The organism is Acinetobacter guerrae (assembly GCF_009372255.1).
Taxonomy (GTDB): domain Bacteria; phylum Pseudomonadota; class Gammaproteobacteria; order Pseudomonadales; family Moraxellaceae; genus Acinetobacter; species Acinetobacter guerrae.
Window position 1 is genome coordinate 522,472 of record NZ_LXGN01000001.1, and the last position, 18,002, is coordinate 540,473.

Sequence of the window (18,002 nt, forward strand, 5' to 3'; positions counted from 1 at the left end):
TTTAAGTTCCTGAAATAAATGCCCATCCATCTTGAGATCCAGCAATACTTGAAACAAGTCTAAAACTTGCTGGACTTAAATCCTCATCTATGACCAGATACCCTTTTGTATTATTTTTTAATACATCACAGGTATTATTTTGTATTTGATAATTTATTACGTTATTCATCTGGCTCTTGATAATTGTCCCTGCAAAGGAACAATTTTTTTCTTTAGAATGTATTTCTCCATTTGAAGTAATTTCAAGCTGAATACTCTGATCACTAGGAAATGACAATATATAATTTTCAGCAAGTGATCCTATATCGACGGCTTGATCTGTGATTTGATCAATATGAGCAAAATTTATAGGGACTGGGCTACTCTGATTGGTTTGCCATGTTTTGCTTTTTGCATCATACGACATCACTATCGCTGCTCGATCTTCATCGTTATTCATAATCAACAGTCTATTACCATCAGAACCTGAATAATATTTACCAGTCATAGGCAGTTCATTACTTGTTTCTAAACTAACTGAATAGGTGCCTTGACTTAAATCAGGAGCAAGGTTCTGAGTTATATTTGTATTTTGCTGATCTTTATTATCATTATTACATGCTGCAAGCCCGAATGTCAGGAGTAAAACCACCCAATAGTGCTTCATGATTATTCTCCTGTTATTTTAATAAATCTTTAAGGCGAATTTTTAACCACTCTTGTGCAGCGGGGCGTTGTTCATAACCAACTTGCATTGCCGTTACAGAAATCTTATTTTTTACAACAACGCTTTCATCAGAAGCTTGAGCCGTAGTTGGGGCCGTAGCAGTTACATTTATTCCCAGATTATTAGTTTTACTATCAAATTTAAGATTATAAAGGTCATAACTGCCAATTTTTGAAAAAGTGAAAGGCGTAGTCGTGCTTATATTTGCAGGGAAATTCACATTTAAAGGTATTCCTTTTGGCAATAGCAGACCCTTGGCATTACTTTGTAAACTTTTAATTAAACTAAGTGTACGTTGAGCTACGATTTTAGAATTTGCATTATTTAACTGGTTATCATCTGTAGTATTCGCATCAGCACTTAATGCAATTGATGGAATTCCACGAGCTGCCGCAAGCTGAACATTTCCGATTGTTCCTGAATGAACAACTACTTTGCCAACATTTTGCCCTTCATTTGGCCCCGAAAGAACTAAATCTGGTGCTTTACCCCAACGCTTAATCGCCAGCACATCTAGACCATACATGGTGGCCATTACAGGTGTGCCATGTGCATAGTTCCAGTCTCCATTGGTATATCCTGCTTTAGTAAATGAACCTGTAGAAGGTGCGCCGATGGATGCTGCTCCATTATGACAACCATTCTCTTTGGTTATTTGCTCATCATTTTTAGCTGATATGATAGAAGTACTATACATAACAATTGCACCCGCTCTGCCACTTTGTGGAGAACAAGGTACAGATACCAGTACATCATGACCATTAGCCTTTAACTCATCATAAAGTGCTTTTACATTACTGGTTAGACCATCATCATTTACAATTAATACATTCAAGGCAAATGCAGGTGTGGTCTGTAAAGCCAACAAAATACCGCCAATAAAATACTTTTTCATTTAAATAATTTCGCTAGTAATATATCACGTGATAATTTATTGTTTTTTTATTTATAAATTATGACAATTAATCAATATTTTAATTTAACCAAATTTAAAAAACCCGTGAACATATAATAAATTATATATATTAATACTTATAATTTTTTATAAAATTCGGTGTTCAAAATAATCTCAACCTTTATTTATAATTTAGATATTTCCTTATTTAATTTTCATCAATCCATAAAAAAACCGATGCTTTTGCATCGGTTTTCTTTCATAATATTGGCAAAATGACAAATATTATTTTGACTTAAATCGTTTCTAGCGCGGCATTCAATGTCGAACTTGGACGCATCACTGCTTCCACTTTCGCTGGATCTACCGCATAGTAACCACCGATATCAGCAGGTTTACCTTGAACTGCTGCTAGCTCTGCAACGATCTTGTCTTCGTTATCAGCCAAAGCTTTAGCAAGTGGTGCAAACTTGGCTTTTAGCTCAGTATCTTCATCTTGAGCAGCAAGTGCTTGAGCCCAATACAATGCTAAATAGAAGTGGCTACCACGGTTATCAATCTCGCCAGTACGACGTGATGGTGATTTACCATTGTCCAGTAATTTACCCGTTGCCTGATCTAAAGTTTGAGCAAGTAACTTCGCACGTTCGTTGTTTTCCTTGATACCCAGTTCCTCAAGTGAAACGGCAAGCGCAAGAAACTCACCCAAAGAATCCCAACGCAAATGGTTTTCTTCAACCAACTGTTGTACATGTTTTGGCGCCGAACCACCTGCACCAGTTTCATACATACCACCGCCCGCCATTAATGGAACAATAGACAGCATTTTGGCAGAAGTACCCAGTTCCATAATTGGGAACAAGTCTGTGAGATAATCACGCAAGATGTTACCAGTTACAGAAATTGTATCCAAACCACGTGCTACACGCTCAAGCGTATAACGCATTGCACGAACTTGTGACATGATCTCGATATCAAGTCCAGCCGTATCATAATCTTTCAAGTATTTTTCAACTTTTTTGATCAATTCATTTTCATGTGGACGGTATGGGTCAAGCCAGAAAATAGCAGGCATACCAGAGTTACGCGCACGAGTAACTGCAAGTTTTACCCAGTCGCGAATTGGCGCATCTTTTACCTGACACATACGCCAGATATCGCCTTCTTCAACATTTTGAGACAGTAAAACCTCACCTGTTTCAATATCGGTAATATTGGCAACACCAGCTTCAGGAATTTCAAAAGTTTTATCGTGAGAACCGTATTCTTCAGCTTTTTGTGCCATTAAGCCTACGTTTGGCACCGTACCCATGGTACGTGGGTCAAAATTACCATGCCATTTACAGAAATTAATCATTTCCTGATAAATACGGGCAAAAGTTGACTCAGGCATGACTGCTTTAGCATCATACTGTTTACCATCTGCACCCCACATTTTACCGCCAGCACGGATCATAGCCGGCATAGAGGCATCGACAATAATGTCGTTTGGCGAATGGAAGTTGGTAATCCCTTTAGCTGAATCTACCATTGCTAATGCAGGACGATGCTCCTGACATGCATGTAAATCTTCAATAATTTCTTCACGTAATGAAGTCGGCAATGTTTCGATTTTTTCGTAAAGACCTGCCATACCGTTATTGACATTGATACCAAGCTCGTCAAATAACTTACCGTGTTTTTCAAATGCATCTTTATAGTAAATTTTGACGCAGTGACCAAATACAATCGGGTGTGACACTTTCATCATGGTTGCTTTAACGTGCAACGAGAACAAAATGCCTGCTTCACGACAGTCTTCAAGTTGTTTCTCATAAAAGTCACAAAGCGCTTTTTTGCTCATGAACATTGAGTCGATGATTTCACCATCAAGCAAAGCAACTTCTGGTTTAAGCACAATGCTTTCACCAGTCTTGGTAATCAGCTCCATTTTCACTTTACGCGCACGATCAAGTGTCAATGATTTTTCACCATGATAGAAGTCGCCTTCTTCCATATGTGAAACATGAGTTTGAGACCATTGCTTCCATTCGCTCATTGAATGCGGATGTTTTTTGGCGTAGTTCTTCACCGCAGCAGGCGCACGACGATCAGAGTTACCCTCACGTAACACAGGATTTACAGCAGAACCTAGACATTTGCTATAACGTGCTTTCAGTGCTTTTTCTTCATCTGTAGTCGGATTTTCAGGATAATCAGGAATTGCATAACCCTTTGACTGTAATTCTTTAATACATGCAGTCAATTGACCTACCGAAGCACTGATATTTGGCAATTTAATAATGTTTGTATCAGGATCTTGTGTAAGACGACCAAGCTCTGCAAGATTGTTTGGTACTTTCTGCTCATCTTTTAGGTATTCAGAGAACTCTGCGAGTACGCGTGCAGACACAGAGATATCGCTTTTGTCGATCTCAATGCCAGCTGGCTTGGTAAAAGTCTCAATGATTGGAAGCAGTGAGTAGGTCGCTAATAGAGGCGCCTCATCGGTCAGTGTGTAAATGATTGTTGACTTTCCACCAGCCATATATATCTCCTGCTTTGGATTGAGTTGTGAGGAAAAAGCTTGTGACCCTCTCCTGCGAACCGATTTGCTTAAATAAAACCCTGAGAGTATCGACTCTCATTGCATTTCAGTCAACGTAATATCCAGTGATAACGACATTTCGCCAGAAAATAATAGGAGCAAATTTTCGCAGCTCTTATTCGTTAAATTTGTTATTTTTTTAGTTTGAATAAACCGTTAGACATCAATACATGCTTTACATGGAGACGAAATTTGGTATTTCAATAGCTATCTCAATATTTTTTAGATCTAAATTTACATATTTTCTATAAAAATTATATAAATAAGATCTTAGAATAAAATGAATGATTTAATTTCTGGTAAAAAACTGTGTATAAGACAGCACTTTTCGCGTTCAGCCTAGCCGCAACAACATTTACATTTGCCCAAAATCCTTTAAGTGTACATGTACTGAATCTTGAAAATGGTCTTCCATCCTCAGATGTTAATGTTGTACTTGAAGCACAACAAGGCGAAAAATGGGTTCAAATTAATCAGGCAAAGACAGATGAAAACGGTCGAATCACTGCGCTTTATCCTGAAGACAAGGCTCTAGATAAGGGTATTTATCGAGTAACTTTTAAAACGGGAGATTGGTTTCGCCAACACAATCAACGCTCTTTTTTCCCAGAGGTACCAGTCGTATTCGTTATTGATGGTGCAGTCGAGCATTATCATATTCCCTTACTTATAAGTCCTTATGGTTATTCAACTTATCGAGGCAATTGATACGCTCACCTTTAAAATGAAAAGATGAGATTTCCCAAGAGAATATGATCATTCTAAAACCAAATTATATCGGCTTTCTGATCACCAATTCCTACTAAGGAATTTATTTCGGATAAAAATGCTTCTTTTCTGAGTCGACGGGAAGTCAAATATAATGCTATTACTTATATTGTTATAATTTGACTGTTATACATATTTAGGCTATTTGCGAACAATCATTCCATAATGCCTTATGACATTTCAGATCTGGCATCTTGACTACGCTAACTGGTCGTAAAAAAAAATATCAAACTGAAATTACGTATCGATACTAAGGTATGCGAGCAATTAGTTTATGAAAATATCAGATGATCAGAAATAAGGCGGAATTAATTAATTAAAGTTTACGACTCAATTATGATAATAATTATAAATAGATTGGCGTCCCTACGGGGATTCGAACCCCGGTTACCGCCGTGAAAGGGCGATGTCCTAGGCCTCTAGACGATAGGGACGTTTCAGAGGTGGGCGTATATTAGGGTGATTTTTGGAGCCTGTCAAACAATTTTGACTATAAAAATTAGAAAAATTAATTGAACGTTTAAAATTAAATCAACAGCATAAAACTTTGTCAATTCTACCCCAACCTGACCGTTTAAGGTCTTGTGAGAAAAATATCTATTCACTCGAAGTCTAGTATTATTAATTCTTACAAAAGTTAAAATTTATCCAATACATCTTTTTCAAACTGCAAAGGCTCATTTATTTCATATTAAAATTTTCGATTCACCTTTATTTTCTTTATTTTTTAATTGCTGCAAATGTTTCGCACGTCACTTTTATATAAACTCATAACACAAAAGAAGAAAATGGAGAATATTAAATTGAAGCGAAGATTATCTAACTTATGTTTAGCCCTGAGTTTAAGCATCAGCACAACAGCACTTATCACTTATTCAAATACTACAATCGCTGCACCTAGTATAAATATCCAAAATGTTCTGCAACAAGAGCGAACATGGGCTGGATTGCAAACCAAAAAATTAAAAGTCGGTGAAATTGAATGGGTATATAGTGAAGGTGGTCAAACATCGAAACCCACGATTATTCTGGTTCATGGGTTAGCAGGTAGCCGTGACAATTGGAATCGAGTAGCGCGTTACCTGACTCCAAATTATCATGTGATTATTCCAGACCTACCTTCGCAAGGAGATACCAAAGTCGCAGATGATTTTGATCTATCCATTCCCAACTTAACTGAAAAATTAAGACGTTTTGCTGAAGCTGGACATTTTGAAAAAGATGTTAATATCGCAGGTCATAGCATGGGTGGTGCCATTGCACTTTTATATACAGCACAATATCCAACAGAAACCAAATCATTATTGTTAGTTGATAGTGCTGGTGTATTTAAAACAGCCAATACGCCTTATTTAAAAAATCCCGCACTATTGAATGACTTAGTTGTTAAAAAATCTGGAGATTTTGACAGACTCTTCCAATTAGTCACAGCCTCTCCACCGTTTATTCCGACCGAGTTAAAATCAGAACAAGAAAAATTAATGATTTCTCAGTCGCAAAGTACACAGCACATGGTCGATCAACTGGTAGCCATGTCCAAAGTTTATACTCCAGAAACCTTTGCAATCGCCGCCAAGTCCATCGATGTACCCACGTACATCGTCTGGGGAGACAAAGATAAAATTATTAATGTTGAAGCCGCACAAGAGTTAAAAGATTTATTGAAAAATGCCGAAGCGCCTTTAATTTTAAAAGGTGTTGGGCATATGCCAATTTTAGAAGCAGATCAAATTCTAGCGCAGCAATACCTAATCTTTTTAAATAAACATAAATGATTGGATTGGGGTTAACATGAAATAGGTAAACTAGCGTCATCTGCAAAACTCGCCTGAAGTTACCATTTATCAAATCATTCGTAAAAACAATGCATGGCAGATGTAGGTCAGGCGTAGACAATTGCAGATGACAATTTCATGTCTCTAAAATTTTATCAAACTTATCTCGCTTTAAAGTTTGCGTAATCTTAGAGCATTGAGCACTACAGATAATGAACTTAATGACATCGCAATCGCCGCAAACATCGGCGTCAATAACCAACCAGTTAATGGATAAAAAATCCCTGCTGCAACTGGCACACCCAAGCCATTATAGATAAATGAAAACGCCAAATTTTGTTTCATGTTTTTCACGCCTTGCTTTGCCATATGTACGGCTTGAGCAACGCCTTGAATATCACCTTTCACCAAAGTAATCTGCGCGGTCTGTTTGGCAATATCAGTACCTGTACCCATTGCAATACCGACATCAGCTTGAGCTAAAGCAGGTGCATCATTAATACCATCTCCTGCCATTGCCACCACTTTGCCTTGTGATTGATAGCGTTTTACAATCTCCAACTTCTGTTTAGGGTCTAAATCACCATAGGCATGCTCAATTCCTAATTGCTTCGCGACCATTTGTGCATTTTTATTGTGATCACCTGTTGCCATAATGACCTCAATACCATCTTGATGGAGTTGATCAATGACGGCTTTCGCATTTTCTTTGATGGCATCATGAATCACAATATAGGCCAGTACGGCTTTCTTATTCATCAGAAAACTAATCACATCACCTTGTTCACGAAGTTGATCCAATTCAGAAATCACTGATGCATCAAGCTTTAATCCAAGCTGATCAACCAGTTTCTGACTACCTACATAATACGTTTGCCCTTCAAATTGACCTTTTACTCCAAAGCCTGTGACATCTTCAAAGTCATTCACTTTAAGTAAATGTTCAGCATCTACTATTTTCGTCAATGTTTGTGCAATTGGATGAGTGGAATATTGCTCAATAGATGCAATATAAATTTCAACTGTCTTTTGTTCCAGTGATTGATCCAATAAATGAATCTGCTTGAGGCTTGGTTTCCCTTCTGTAAGCGTTCCTGTTTTATCAATGATTAGCACATTGACTTTACTTAGCGCTTCAATCGCTTCGGCATCTTTAAACAACACTCCTTTTTGGGCAGCACGACCTGTCGTTGCCATGACCGACATGGGCGTTGCAAGACCTAATGCACATGGACAAGCAATAATTAAAACGGCTACAGCACACATTAAAGCCAGATCAAATTGCGCATGTCCAAACAACATCCACGCTACAAAAGTAATGACACTAATCGAGAGTACAGCCATGACAAAGTATTTAGCGGCAACATCGGCAATGCGTTGAAGTGGTGCTTTTGAACGTTGTGCCTCCGCAACTGCCTGAATCATTTTTGACAATGTGGTGTTGGTTCCAACCGCAGTGGTTTGAATACGAATACTGCCCTGCTGATTGACCGTTCCTCCGATAACTTTATCTTCTAATTGTTTTTTTACAGGTACAGGTTCACCCGTCATCATAGACTCATCGACATAAGTAGTTCCTTCAATGACGATGCCGTCTAATGGAATCTGCTCACCAGAAGAAATCTGTAAAATATCATTTTCCTTAATCTGACTAATGTCTACTTCTTCAACTTTGTCATCATGAACACGCTTGGCTTTATGTGGCTGTAAACGTAATAAGGCTCTTAAAGAATCGGCTGTTTGCGCTCGGGCTTTAAGCTCCATAATTTGCCCAAGTAAGCTTAAAGAAACGATCATACAAGCCGCTTCATAATATACCGCAACGCCATGCCCTGTTTTAGCTTCCATTGGAATCATAGATGGGAAAATAGTCGCGATGACACTATAGATAAACGCCGCAAGTATACCGACTCCAATTAAACTCCACATATTTAAATGACGGGTTTTATACGAAGTCCAACACCTTTGTAAAAATGGATAACCTGCCCACAGCACAACGGGAATACTTAAAACTAATTCAATCCAGGGTTGGATATTCGATGAAATAAAAGCATGGATATGCGACCCCATTGCCAACACGACAACCAATAAAGTTAAAGGCAATGTTGTCCAGAAACGTTTACTAAAATCAACCAACTCAGGATTTGGGCCTTCATCTAGCGTTGGCTGCATTGGCTCTAAAGCCATGCCGCAAATCGGGCAAGTTCCTGGTCCTTTTTGTATAATTTCAGGATCCATTGGGCAGGTATAATCAATATCCATTGCGCCCTCAGGTACAGCACGTTCATCAAATGGAATCAAATACTCTTCAGGATCGCTTTTAAATTTATCTAGGCAAGAAGGATTACAAAAGTAGTATTCTTTCCCCTGATAATGAGTGTGTAAGGGACTGTTCATACTCACTTTCATGCCACAAACAGGATCTATTTCTGTTTGACTATTTTCATGATCGCCATGCTGATGATCCCCACCGCCACAACAACTTTGGCTTTTTGGGGCAGTTGCTTGAACTGAAGTTCCACAACAAGATGACTTAGCGGATGTTTGGTTTTTTTCGGCTTTTTGATCTAACGGTTTTGACTCATGACCGCAGCAACTCGAAACAGGTTTAGACTGTTCTTTGCTCGCACATCCACAACTTGATGCTATCGAATTTGTTTGAGCACTGTTATTTGCACAGCAACTTTTTTTTGGCTGTTCTGTCTTTACAGTATGATCTGGCCCACCGCTAGGTTTAACAGACTCATCTTTTTTATTCAGATATTTTTCAGGATTTTGTTCAAATTTTTGTTTGCAATTGGCTGAACAAAATAAATATCGAATTCCATCCAGATCAATAGAATGCTGACTTCCCTCAGGCACTGTCATACCGCATACAGGATCAGTGTGAACGATTGTGTTAGGTTCTGCACTAGGCTTGGAACAACAGGCAGCTTGCTTTTGCTCAGTCATGGCGATGTTCTCGTATTTTTATATGATTGTGTTAAGATAAACTCTGTACCTAGGTACGGAGTCAAGCTTTTTATTTATACAAATGAGAGGTATCGCGCATGCTGACCATTGGAAAACTCGCTAAACAGGCAAATTTAAATGTTGAAACGATTCGTTATTATCAACGTATTGGTCTCATGCGTACTCCAGAAGCGGTCAATCATTACCGTTATTATAATGATCAAGATATAGAAACTCTGAGTTTCGTACAAAAAGCCAAAGATGCTGGTTTACAGCTCACCGAGATTAAAGAACTTTTACAGTTACAACTGAATGATCGTGAACAAGTTCGCCATGTCATTGAACAGCGTCTTGAAAAAATTGATCTTCGAATTCAAGAGTTACAAGGTCTAAAACAACGTCTAAGCAGTTGGGTTAATGAGTGTAAATCGACAAAAGCAGATTGTTGCCCTATTTTGTTAGATTTAAAACAGTAAGCAGTTTAGTAATATTTTGAGTATGACTAGCTCACTAAAATAAAAAAACCTGAGTCCGAAAACTCAGGTTTTTTTACGCGATGACAGTCACTTAATTATTCTTCAGTAATATCATCATTTTGTGAAACTGAATCTTCTGGTTGAGTTTCAGATGCTTCCTCTTCTATCAACTGAGGAATCTCATCATCTTCTTCGACTGCTTCGATAGAAACAACACCAACTAGTGTTTCGCCATCACTTAAACGAATGAGACGAACACCTTGTGCATTACGCCCAGTCGTTGCTACTTCTGCTGCACGTGTACGGACTAATGTGCCACCATCCGAAATCAACATTAGCTCTTTGGTTTCATCGATCGAAACCGCACCCACCAATTCACCATTACGCTCAGAAGTTTTAATTGCAATTACGCCCTTACCGCCACGTTTTTTGGTTGGGAAATCATCTACAGGTGTACGCTTACCATAGCCGTTGGCACTAGCACATAAGACTTCACCTGTTTCTGGCACAACGACCAACGATACAATACGAGTCACAAGATTTGAATCTGAATCATCATTTTCATCTGAATCGTCATTTTCAATATCTGTATCATCAGCATCAAGCGTCGCAGCCAAAGTCACGCGCATACCACGTACACCTTTGGCGGTACGTCCCATTGCACGAACATCGGTTTCGGCAAAACGAATCGCTTTACCTTCGTTCGAGAATAACATGATTTGTTGTTGACCATCTGTAATGGCAACCCCAATCAACGTATCTTCTTCGTTCAACTCAATGGCACGTAAACCATTTGAACGAATATTTGCAAACTGTTCAAGTTCTACACGTTTTACCGTTCCTGAAGCTGTTGCCATGAAGACATAGTGATTTTCGAGGAATTCAGTTAAAGGTAAAATTGCAGTAATGGTTTCATTGGCATCTAGTGGCAATAAGTTGACCATTGGGCGGCCTTTTGCTCCACGAGAAGCCTGCGGTACTTCAAACACTTTCAAACGATAGACCTTACCAACATTGGTAAAGCACAATACGGTTGCATGATTCGATGCCACGATAAGATGCTGAATAATATCATCATCTTTCATCGAGGTTGCAGATTTACCACGACCACCACGACGCTGTGCCTGATAGTCTGAAAGTGGCTGTGTCTTGGCATAACCTGTTTGAGAAACAGTCAATACCACTTGCTCTTCTGGAATCAAATCTTCACGGCAGAAATCAATACGAGATTCAATAATTTCGGTACGACGTGCATCACCATATTGTTGAAGAATTTGTGCAAGTTCTTCACGAATCACACCCATCAATAAATTGAAGTCATTTAAAATGGCTGTAAGTTCAGCAATCTGACCCAAAATCTCAGTATATTCAGCATGTAACTTGTCTTGTTCAAGACCCGTTAAACGATGTAGGCGAAGTTCAAGAATTGCTGCAACTTGTGTCGGTGACAAACGATAAGTAGAACCAGACAAGCCAAATGGACGATTTGGATCCTCACCTTCGATTTCATCTGGACGTACTGAAATTGCACCCGCTTTTTCAAGTAAAGCAGTGACACCACCACCTGCCCATTCGCCCGCCTGCAAACGCTCACGCGCTTCTGCTGGATTTGCAGAAGTTTTGATGGTTTCAATAATTTCATCAATATTGGCAAGGGCAACAGTGAGACCTTCCAAAATATGACCACGTTCACGTGCCTTACGCAATTCAAACATGGTACGGCGCGTCACAACTTCCTGACGATGACGAATAAATGCCGCAATGATATCTTTTAGATTCATTAATTTTGGTTGTCCGTTATCCAGACATACCATATTGATACTAAAAGAATTTTCTAATTGAGTATTTAAAAACAGGTTATTAACAATAACTTCTGCGTTTTCACCACGCTTCAAATCAATCGCGATCCGCATACCATCTTTATCAGACTCATCGCGAAGCTCAGAAATTCCTTCCAGTTTTTTCTCTTTCACCAATTCAGCAATACGTTCAATCACACGTGCTTTATTGACCTGATATGGAATTTCTGTGAAAACAATCGTAGTACGACCTGTTTTCTGATCTTCTTCAAAATGGTATTTACCGCGAATATGTAAACGACCTTTACCTGTACGGTAAGCATCTACAATACCTGACTTACCATAAATAATACCGCCAGTTGGGAAATCAGGGCCGGTTATATGTTCCATCAATCCTTCAATTGAAATGTTCGGATTATCTGCATAGGCAAGACATGCATGAATCACTTCATTCAAGTTATGCGGCGCCATATTGGTTGCCATACCGACAGCAATACCCGCAGCACCATTGATTAATAAATTAGGAACACGCGTTGGCAAAACTTCAGGAATACGTTCTGAACCGTCATAGTTATCGACCCAATCTACTGTATCTTTTTCAAGATCTGCCAATAACTCGTGAGTAAGTCTTGTCATACGGACTTCGGTATAACGCATCGCCGCAGCGCTATCACCATCGACAGAACCAAAGTTACCCTGACCATCAACCAAAAGATAACGGAGACTAAAATCCTGTGCCATACGAACAATGGTATCGTAAACAGCAGTATCACCATGCGGGTGATATTTACCGATCACATCACCCACCACACGAGCAGACTTTTTATAAGCTTTATTATAATCGTTACCTAGCTCGTGCATCGCATAGAGCACACGACGATGAACTGGTTTCAGGCCGTCTCTCACATCAGGTAATGCACGTGAAACAATTACACTCATTGCATAATCGAGATATGAGTTTTTTAACTCATCTTCAATGGCAATCGGTCGGATTTCCGATACGCTCATGCATACTCCTTTCTATGCAGCAAAGCAAAAGCTAGCCACAATTTATGTATTAATCTCGCAAAACTTAGTTCAAAAAGCTGAACTAAAAGTAAAAAACATAGCAAGAAAGTATAGCATAAATCATGCGGAGAATGTGATGGATTAATACAGCTTACCCTTTAATATTTGAGTAAATTTATGCTGAAAAAACAGACAGTTCCAAAGTTTAATTAGCAATGGAATAAATCAAATACTTAGCGCACATTGTTTTATAAAATTTGTGAAATATTTAACAGCAAAATAGCCAAAACCATATTATTTTTATCATTTCTAATAAAAAACGCCCTGAGCAAAACAGTAAAGCATCGCTTTAACTGCTTGCACAAGAGCGTTTCATAAACTTAATTCAATAACGAATTAAAGCTTAGATACCAATTCAGGTACAACAGTGTTCAAATCGCCAACTAACCAGTAGTCAGCAACGCTGTTGATTGGTGCTTCTTCGTCTTTGTTGATTGCAACAATGACTTTAGAGTCTTTCATACCTGCCAAGTGCTGAATCGCACCAGAGATACCCACAGCAACATATAGATCAGGCGCAACGATTTTACCTGTTTGACCAACTTGGAAGTCGTTTGGAACGAAACCAGCATCAACGGCAGCACGTGATGCACCTTGTGCAGCACCTAGTTTGTCCGCTAATGGATCAAGAACTTTATGATAGTTCTCGCCAGAACCGACACCACGACCGCCAGAAACAACGATACGTGCAGCAGTTAATTCTGGACGATCAAGTTTTACAATTTCTTCATTAACGAAAGAAGAAACACCAGCATCAGCCGCTTCACCAACAGTTTCAACCGCAGCAGAACCACCTTCAGCAGCAACAGGATCAAATGCTGTACCACGTACAGTACCTACAATCACTGCTTCATCAGATTGAACAGTTGCAATTGCGTTACCTGCGTAAATTGGACGCTTAAATGTGTTTGCAGATTCAACAGAAATAATATCTGTAATCATGCTCACATCAAGCAATGCCGCAGCGCGTGGCAAAATGTTTTTACCTGTTGTGGTTGAAGCTGCTAAAACGTATTTATAGCCACCTTCTTTCACAACATCAGCAATCAGTTTTGCAACATTTTCAGCTAATTGGTTAGCATAAAGTGCATTGTCTGCAAGTAATACTTTGCTTACACCAGCAACTTTAGCCGCAGCATCTGCTACACCTTGAGCACCAGAACCAGCTACCAATACAGCAATATCACCACCGATTTTTTGAGCTGCTGCAACAACGTTTAACGTTGCACCGTTAAGTGCTTGGTTGTTGTGTTCAGCGATTACTAAAATACTCATGATTTTATCCTTCTGTATTAGATCACTTTCGCTTCATTTTTTAATTTTTCAACAAGTTCGTCTACAGACTTCACTTGTACGCCAGCTTTACGCTCAGCAGGTGGCTCAACTTTAACTGTTTTAAGTTTAGTCCCTGTAGCAACACCATAATCAGCAGGTGATTTGGTATCGAGCGGTTTTTTACGCGCTTTCATAATATTTGGAAGAGCAGCGTAGCGTGGCTCATTCAAACGTAAGTCAGTGGTAATAATCGCAGGAAGCGTAAGTTCAACAGTTTGTAAACCACCGTCAATTTCACGAGTCACTTGAACTTTTCCGCCATCAACTTTTACTTCTGAAGCAAAAGTACCTTGACCTGCACCAAGTAATGCAGCAAGCATTTGACCAACTTGGTTTGAGTCGTCATCAATTGCTTGTTTACCAAGAAGAATTAATTCTGGTTTTTCTTGTTCTACAACGCCTTTAAGAATTTTGGCAACTTCCAAAGCACCAATCTCATCAGCTGTTTCAACCAAGATACCACGATCCGCACCAAGCGCCATTGCAGAACGGATTTGTTCTTGCGCTTCTTTAGGTCCGACAGAAACCACCACGATTTCAGATACTGTTCCTTTTTCTTTTAAGCGAACCGCTTCTTCCACTGCGATTTCACAGAATGGGTTAATTGACATTTTAACGTTAGTAAGGTCAACCCCACTATTGTCCGGCTTAACGCGAACTTTAACGTTGGCATCAACCACACGTTTTACAGCAACAAGAGCCTTCATGTAATCCTCGGCTGTTTAGCAAGTAAATGTTGAGAAGAGTTATATTAACGCTTCATATTGAATTTTTTAGGTGCTTTATCTTGCAATGTGTTTGGCATTTCGGTCAAGTCACAATTACACCAACATTGCGAAAAAGTCGTAAAAAGCCTGAAATGGTCAGTTCATTGTTTTTTTTATTGAATGTTTCCTTATGAAATTACAGCAGTTTTTATATTTTATTAATATTTGATTTATAATATGTTTTATTTTGATTTATTTCATCAGTATGACTGATAGCCCAATTTATTTGTTTAGCTTTTATACAAAACAGGATATTTGAGTAATACTGACTCATCAGATCAAAAATGTCAGTCCAGTATTTTTTAGGAACTTAAAGCGATAGAAATGTAACAATAAAAATCAGTTCATCACTTTTATTCAAAAAACATTAGGCTCTTGGATGAGCTTTATCATAAGTTTGTGCTAAATGATCAAAATCAATATGCGTATAAATTTGAGTCGTACTCAAATTGGTATGCCCTAACATTTCCTGTACTGAACGTAAATCACCACTGGCACTTAGCATATGACTGGCAAAACAATGCCGTAATAAATGCGGATGCAAATCTACATTAACCCCTGCGCGTTGTGCCTGAATTTTAACTCTAGATTCAATTTGCCTTGGTGTAAGTACGCCGCCTTTTTGCGATACAAAAACAGGGCTATTGGCTAAAAAACTACCTTTCCAAATTTTATACATTTGCAACCATTGACCTAAACTATGTTTAGCCTTGCTTCCAAATGGAATCACCCGTGTTTTATTACCTTTACCTGTGACACGTACTAACTGTCGGGTAAAATCAAGATCATTCATTTTTAAACTTTGCAATTCTGCCAAACGTAGACCACTCGAATAAAGCAATTCCAGCATAGCTTTATCACGTATCCAAAGTTGCTGATCTTTAATTTTTTCAGGAGCAGGTTGATCCAGTATCTGATTGACTGTTTCGATATCAATCATCCCTGGTAATGGGCGCGCTTTACGCTTGAGTTTAAAATCCTCCGTTGGGTTCATATTAAGATAATGGCTTTGCTGCGCCCACTTCATAAACTGACGAATTGCAGATAAATGACGCTGAATACTGCTACTACTCAAATTTGACTGTTCAACTTTGTAGGCCAGATATTCACGTAAATCAGACGCTTCAATCTCACTTAAATTTAGTTTTTTAGTTTCACAAAACACAAAAAAATCGGTCAAATCTCGGTGATATGCATAAATCGTATGTTCAGACTGATTTTGAATCGTGCGCTCTTTTAGCCACATTTCGAGGAGTTGATGGTTATTTATTTTCACCTCATTGCCCCGTATTTTAATTTAAAAGGTTCATATCAAGCTGACTTAAATATAACACAATTTCCTGCGCCACCTGTTCTGCATAACGATGGGCTAAGTCATGTTCCCCACCGTGAATGATCTTAAATTTTGCATTTTGGAAAGATTGCTCCAGATATTGCCCGACTTCTACAGGGCTGACCAAGTCATGATCGCCCCAGATTAGTAAAATTTTCTGCTGAATCTGAGCAAGTTGAGATTCATAATTTATTTTGGTGGTGATAAACCAGTCAGGATAGTTTAAAAATTCTTTCGCATAACTTTGTCGCCAATCTGCGACATTAAACTGGCTTAGATCGATACCACCTGATGTGGCAATTAAAACTAACCCCTGTATCAATTCAGGCTTTTTTAAAGCCGCCGCGACTGCAAAAATTCCACCCATAGATTGAGCAACCAAGATACATGGATGGTCAATTTTATCCAGTACATAGTGCTGTAATTGCTCAAAGTTATGGATATCTGGATGAGCAGGTTCATTGCCAAAAGCAGGATAAGCAATGATTTGTGTGCTGATATTTTTAGGTAAATTTTTAATTAAGGGTAACCAAAAATCTGTACGACCTGATGCACCAGGAAGAAAGATTAACTGTTTTGTCGTATTCATCTTTTAATTTCTAAGCATCTGTTTCCAATTTCTTATCTTGCATTACCTTTTAGAAAATAGCTGCGCAAAGAACCCCTTTTTTATATTTTGACGCTGATAAAAAGGCACTGTTTCAAGCAAGTAGCCTGATAAACCTGAAGATTCATGGGGATCAATCATAAAAATATCGACCACCTCACCAAGACTATCGTAGGCCACCTGACCAATTTGATTGATTAGAATTTGGTTTCTCTCTGCTATATTGAGCAATACGCCCACCACTAGAACTGGTTTTTCATCTCGTGCGGGATTGTGCATTAAAGCCAAATACGCTTTTTCAATCTCTGCATGCTGTCGAAAATATTTATTCAGTTGCTCAACCATCTGATGAGGATATTGTGAAGGTTGTGCCAATAACACTTGCGTATCTTGTTGCGCAACAAATTGCTCCAGTGGAGCAACACTATTTTGCTCTAAAAGACTTTTTATTTCTTCTGGAATAAATTCTTTGCCATAAGGAAGATTTGGATTCAGCATCAAATGATCTCCCAAGGTTATATTAAACAACTCGCGGGTATCCATATGCAAGTAGCTTTCTTGCTGCTCGATTGCTTTACTTAAACTATCTACAGATAAGAAAAAAGGAACAATTGATCTGCCCTCTTGATTTTGCCATTTCCTTAAATAGATATGATTACCTTGTTGCAGCTCGACTAAACCATGACGATTGTGTTGTTGAGTATCAGTTGTACCTAAACAATACACATGACCATTTAATAATTTCTCTAGAAATTCTGGGCGATAAGCAGGTTCATTTGCTGCTTTTTGAAGAAGTTCTTCTAAATACTTTTCTTGTTTGTCCATGTATCTTTACTCAATATTTCATTTTTATAGAACATCTGATTGTTATAAGAAACCTCGGTACTTTTTTATCGTCATTGTTTTTACAGCAAAAATAGATAGTTTATATTTT

At 38.5% G+C, this 18,002-nt stretch carries 13 protein-coding genes and 1 tRNA gene; 3 read left to right on the forward strand and 11 right to left on the reverse strand.

The annotated features are described in order from the left end of the window. Position 1 precedes the first annotated feature (1 nt). From A7A69_RS02410 to A7A69_RS02420, 3 genes are all read right to left on the reverse strand, one after another. Positions 2–646 carry a putative periplasmic lipoprotein gene (locus tag A7A69_RS02410; protein ID WP_152876140.1) on the reverse strand — a complete coding sequence of 215 codons (645 nt, stop codon included), beginning with the start codon at positions 644–646 and terminating at the stop codon, positions 2–4. A gap of 13 nt (positions 647–659) precedes the next feature. Then, complete coding sequence (locus A7A69_RS02415; protein WP_152876141.1) at positions 660–1,601, reverse strand: 5'/3'-nucleotidase SurE; 942 nt, start codon at positions 1,599–1,601, stop codon at positions 660–662. A gap of 295 nt (positions 1,602–1,896) precedes the next feature. Next, positions 1,897–4,128, reverse strand: coding sequence for an NADP-dependent isocitrate dehydrogenase (locus A7A69_RS02420; protein WP_152876142.1), 2,232 nt, complete (start codon positions 4,126–4,128; stop codon positions 1,897–1,899). 369 nt (positions 4,129–4,497) lie between these two features. Between A7A69_RS02420 and uraH the strand changes: the two genes are divergently transcribed. Beyond that, positions 4,498–4,896, forward strand: a complete 399-nt coding sequence (gene uraH / locus A7A69_RS02425) for a hydroxyisourate hydrolase (RefSeq protein WP_120369514.1) — start codon at positions 4,498–4,500, stop codon at positions 4,894–4,896. Between the two features lie 418 nt (positions 4,897–5,314). On the opposite strand, the gene A7A69_RS02430 is transcribed toward uraH, so the two are convergent. Further along, positions 5,315–5,390: transfer RNA gene (locus tag A7A69_RS02430), tRNA-Glu, on the reverse strand. 369 nt (positions 5,391–5,759) lie between these two features. On the opposite strand from A7A69_RS02430, the gene A7A69_RS02435 reads away from it, so the two are divergent. Beyond that, positions 5,760–6,731 (forward strand): alpha/beta fold hydrolase, encoded by a 972-nt coding sequence (locus A7A69_RS02435; RefSeq protein ID WP_152876143.1) that lies wholly within the window; start codon positions 5,760–5,762, stop codon positions 6,729–6,731. 171 nt (positions 6,732–6,902) lie between these two features. Here the strand turns inward: A7A69_RS02435 and A7A69_RS02440 are convergent, their stop codons facing one another. Beyond that, the gene (locus tag A7A69_RS02440) at positions 6,903–9,683 is read right to left on the reverse strand and encodes a heavy metal translocating P-type ATPase (RefSeq protein ID WP_152876144.1); all 2,781 of its coding nucleotides are present in this window, start codon (positions 9,681–9,683) and stop codon (positions 6,903–6,905) included. A gap of 98 nt (positions 9,684–9,781) precedes the next feature. Between A7A69_RS02440 and A7A69_RS02445 the strand changes: the two genes are divergently transcribed. Further along, positions 9,782–10,159, forward strand: a complete 378-nt coding sequence (locus A7A69_RS02445) for a MerR family transcriptional regulator (protein ID WP_152876145.1) — start codon at positions 9,782–9,784, stop codon at positions 10,157–10,159. Between the two features lie 95 nt (positions 10,160–10,254). Here A7A69_RS02445 and gyrA read toward each other — a convergent pair whose 3' ends face one another. The 6 genes from gyrA to A7A69_RS02475 all read right to left on the reverse strand — a co-directional run bounded on the left by gyrA (position 10,255) and on the right by A7A69_RS02475 (position 17,893). After that, positions 10,255–12,966, reverse strand: a complete 2,712-nt coding sequence (gyrA, locus tag A7A69_RS02450; RefSeq protein WP_152876146.1) for a DNA gyrase subunit A — start codon at positions 12,964–12,966, stop codon at positions 10,255–10,257. 396 nt (positions 12,967–13,362) lie between these two features. Next, a complete protein-coding gene (locus A7A69_RS02455) occupies positions 13,363–14,301 on the reverse strand; it encodes an electron transfer flavoprotein subunit alpha/FixB family protein (RefSeq protein ID WP_120369510.1) in 939 nt (312 codons plus the stop codon). Positions 14,302–14,318: 17 nt separating this feature from the next. Beyond that, positions 14,319–15,068, reverse strand: a complete 750-nt coding sequence (locus tag A7A69_RS02460; RefSeq protein WP_120369509.1) for an electron transfer flavoprotein subunit beta/FixA family protein — start codon at positions 15,066–15,068, stop codon at positions 14,319–14,321. 427 nt (positions 15,069–15,495) lie between these two features. Then, complete coding sequence (gene xerA / locus A7A69_RS02465) at positions 15,496–16,374, reverse strand: site-specific tyrosine recombinase/integron integrase (protein ID WP_152876190.1); 879 nt, start codon at positions 16,372–16,374, stop codon at positions 15,496–15,498. Between the two features lie 46 nt (positions 16,375–16,420). Beyond that, positions 16,421–17,050: an alpha/beta fold hydrolase gene (locus tag A7A69_RS02470; protein ID WP_152876147.1), complete on the reverse strand. Its 630-nt coding sequence runs from the start codon at positions 17,048–17,050 to the stop codon at positions 16,421–16,423. Between the two features lie 42 nt (positions 17,051–17,092). Further along, complete coding sequence (locus A7A69_RS02475; protein ID WP_152876148.1) at positions 17,093–17,893, reverse strand: enhanced serine sensitivity protein SseB C-terminal domain-containing protein; 801 nt, start codon at positions 17,891–17,893, stop codon at positions 17,093–17,095. Between the last annotated feature and the right edge of the window lie 109 nt (positions 17,894–18,002).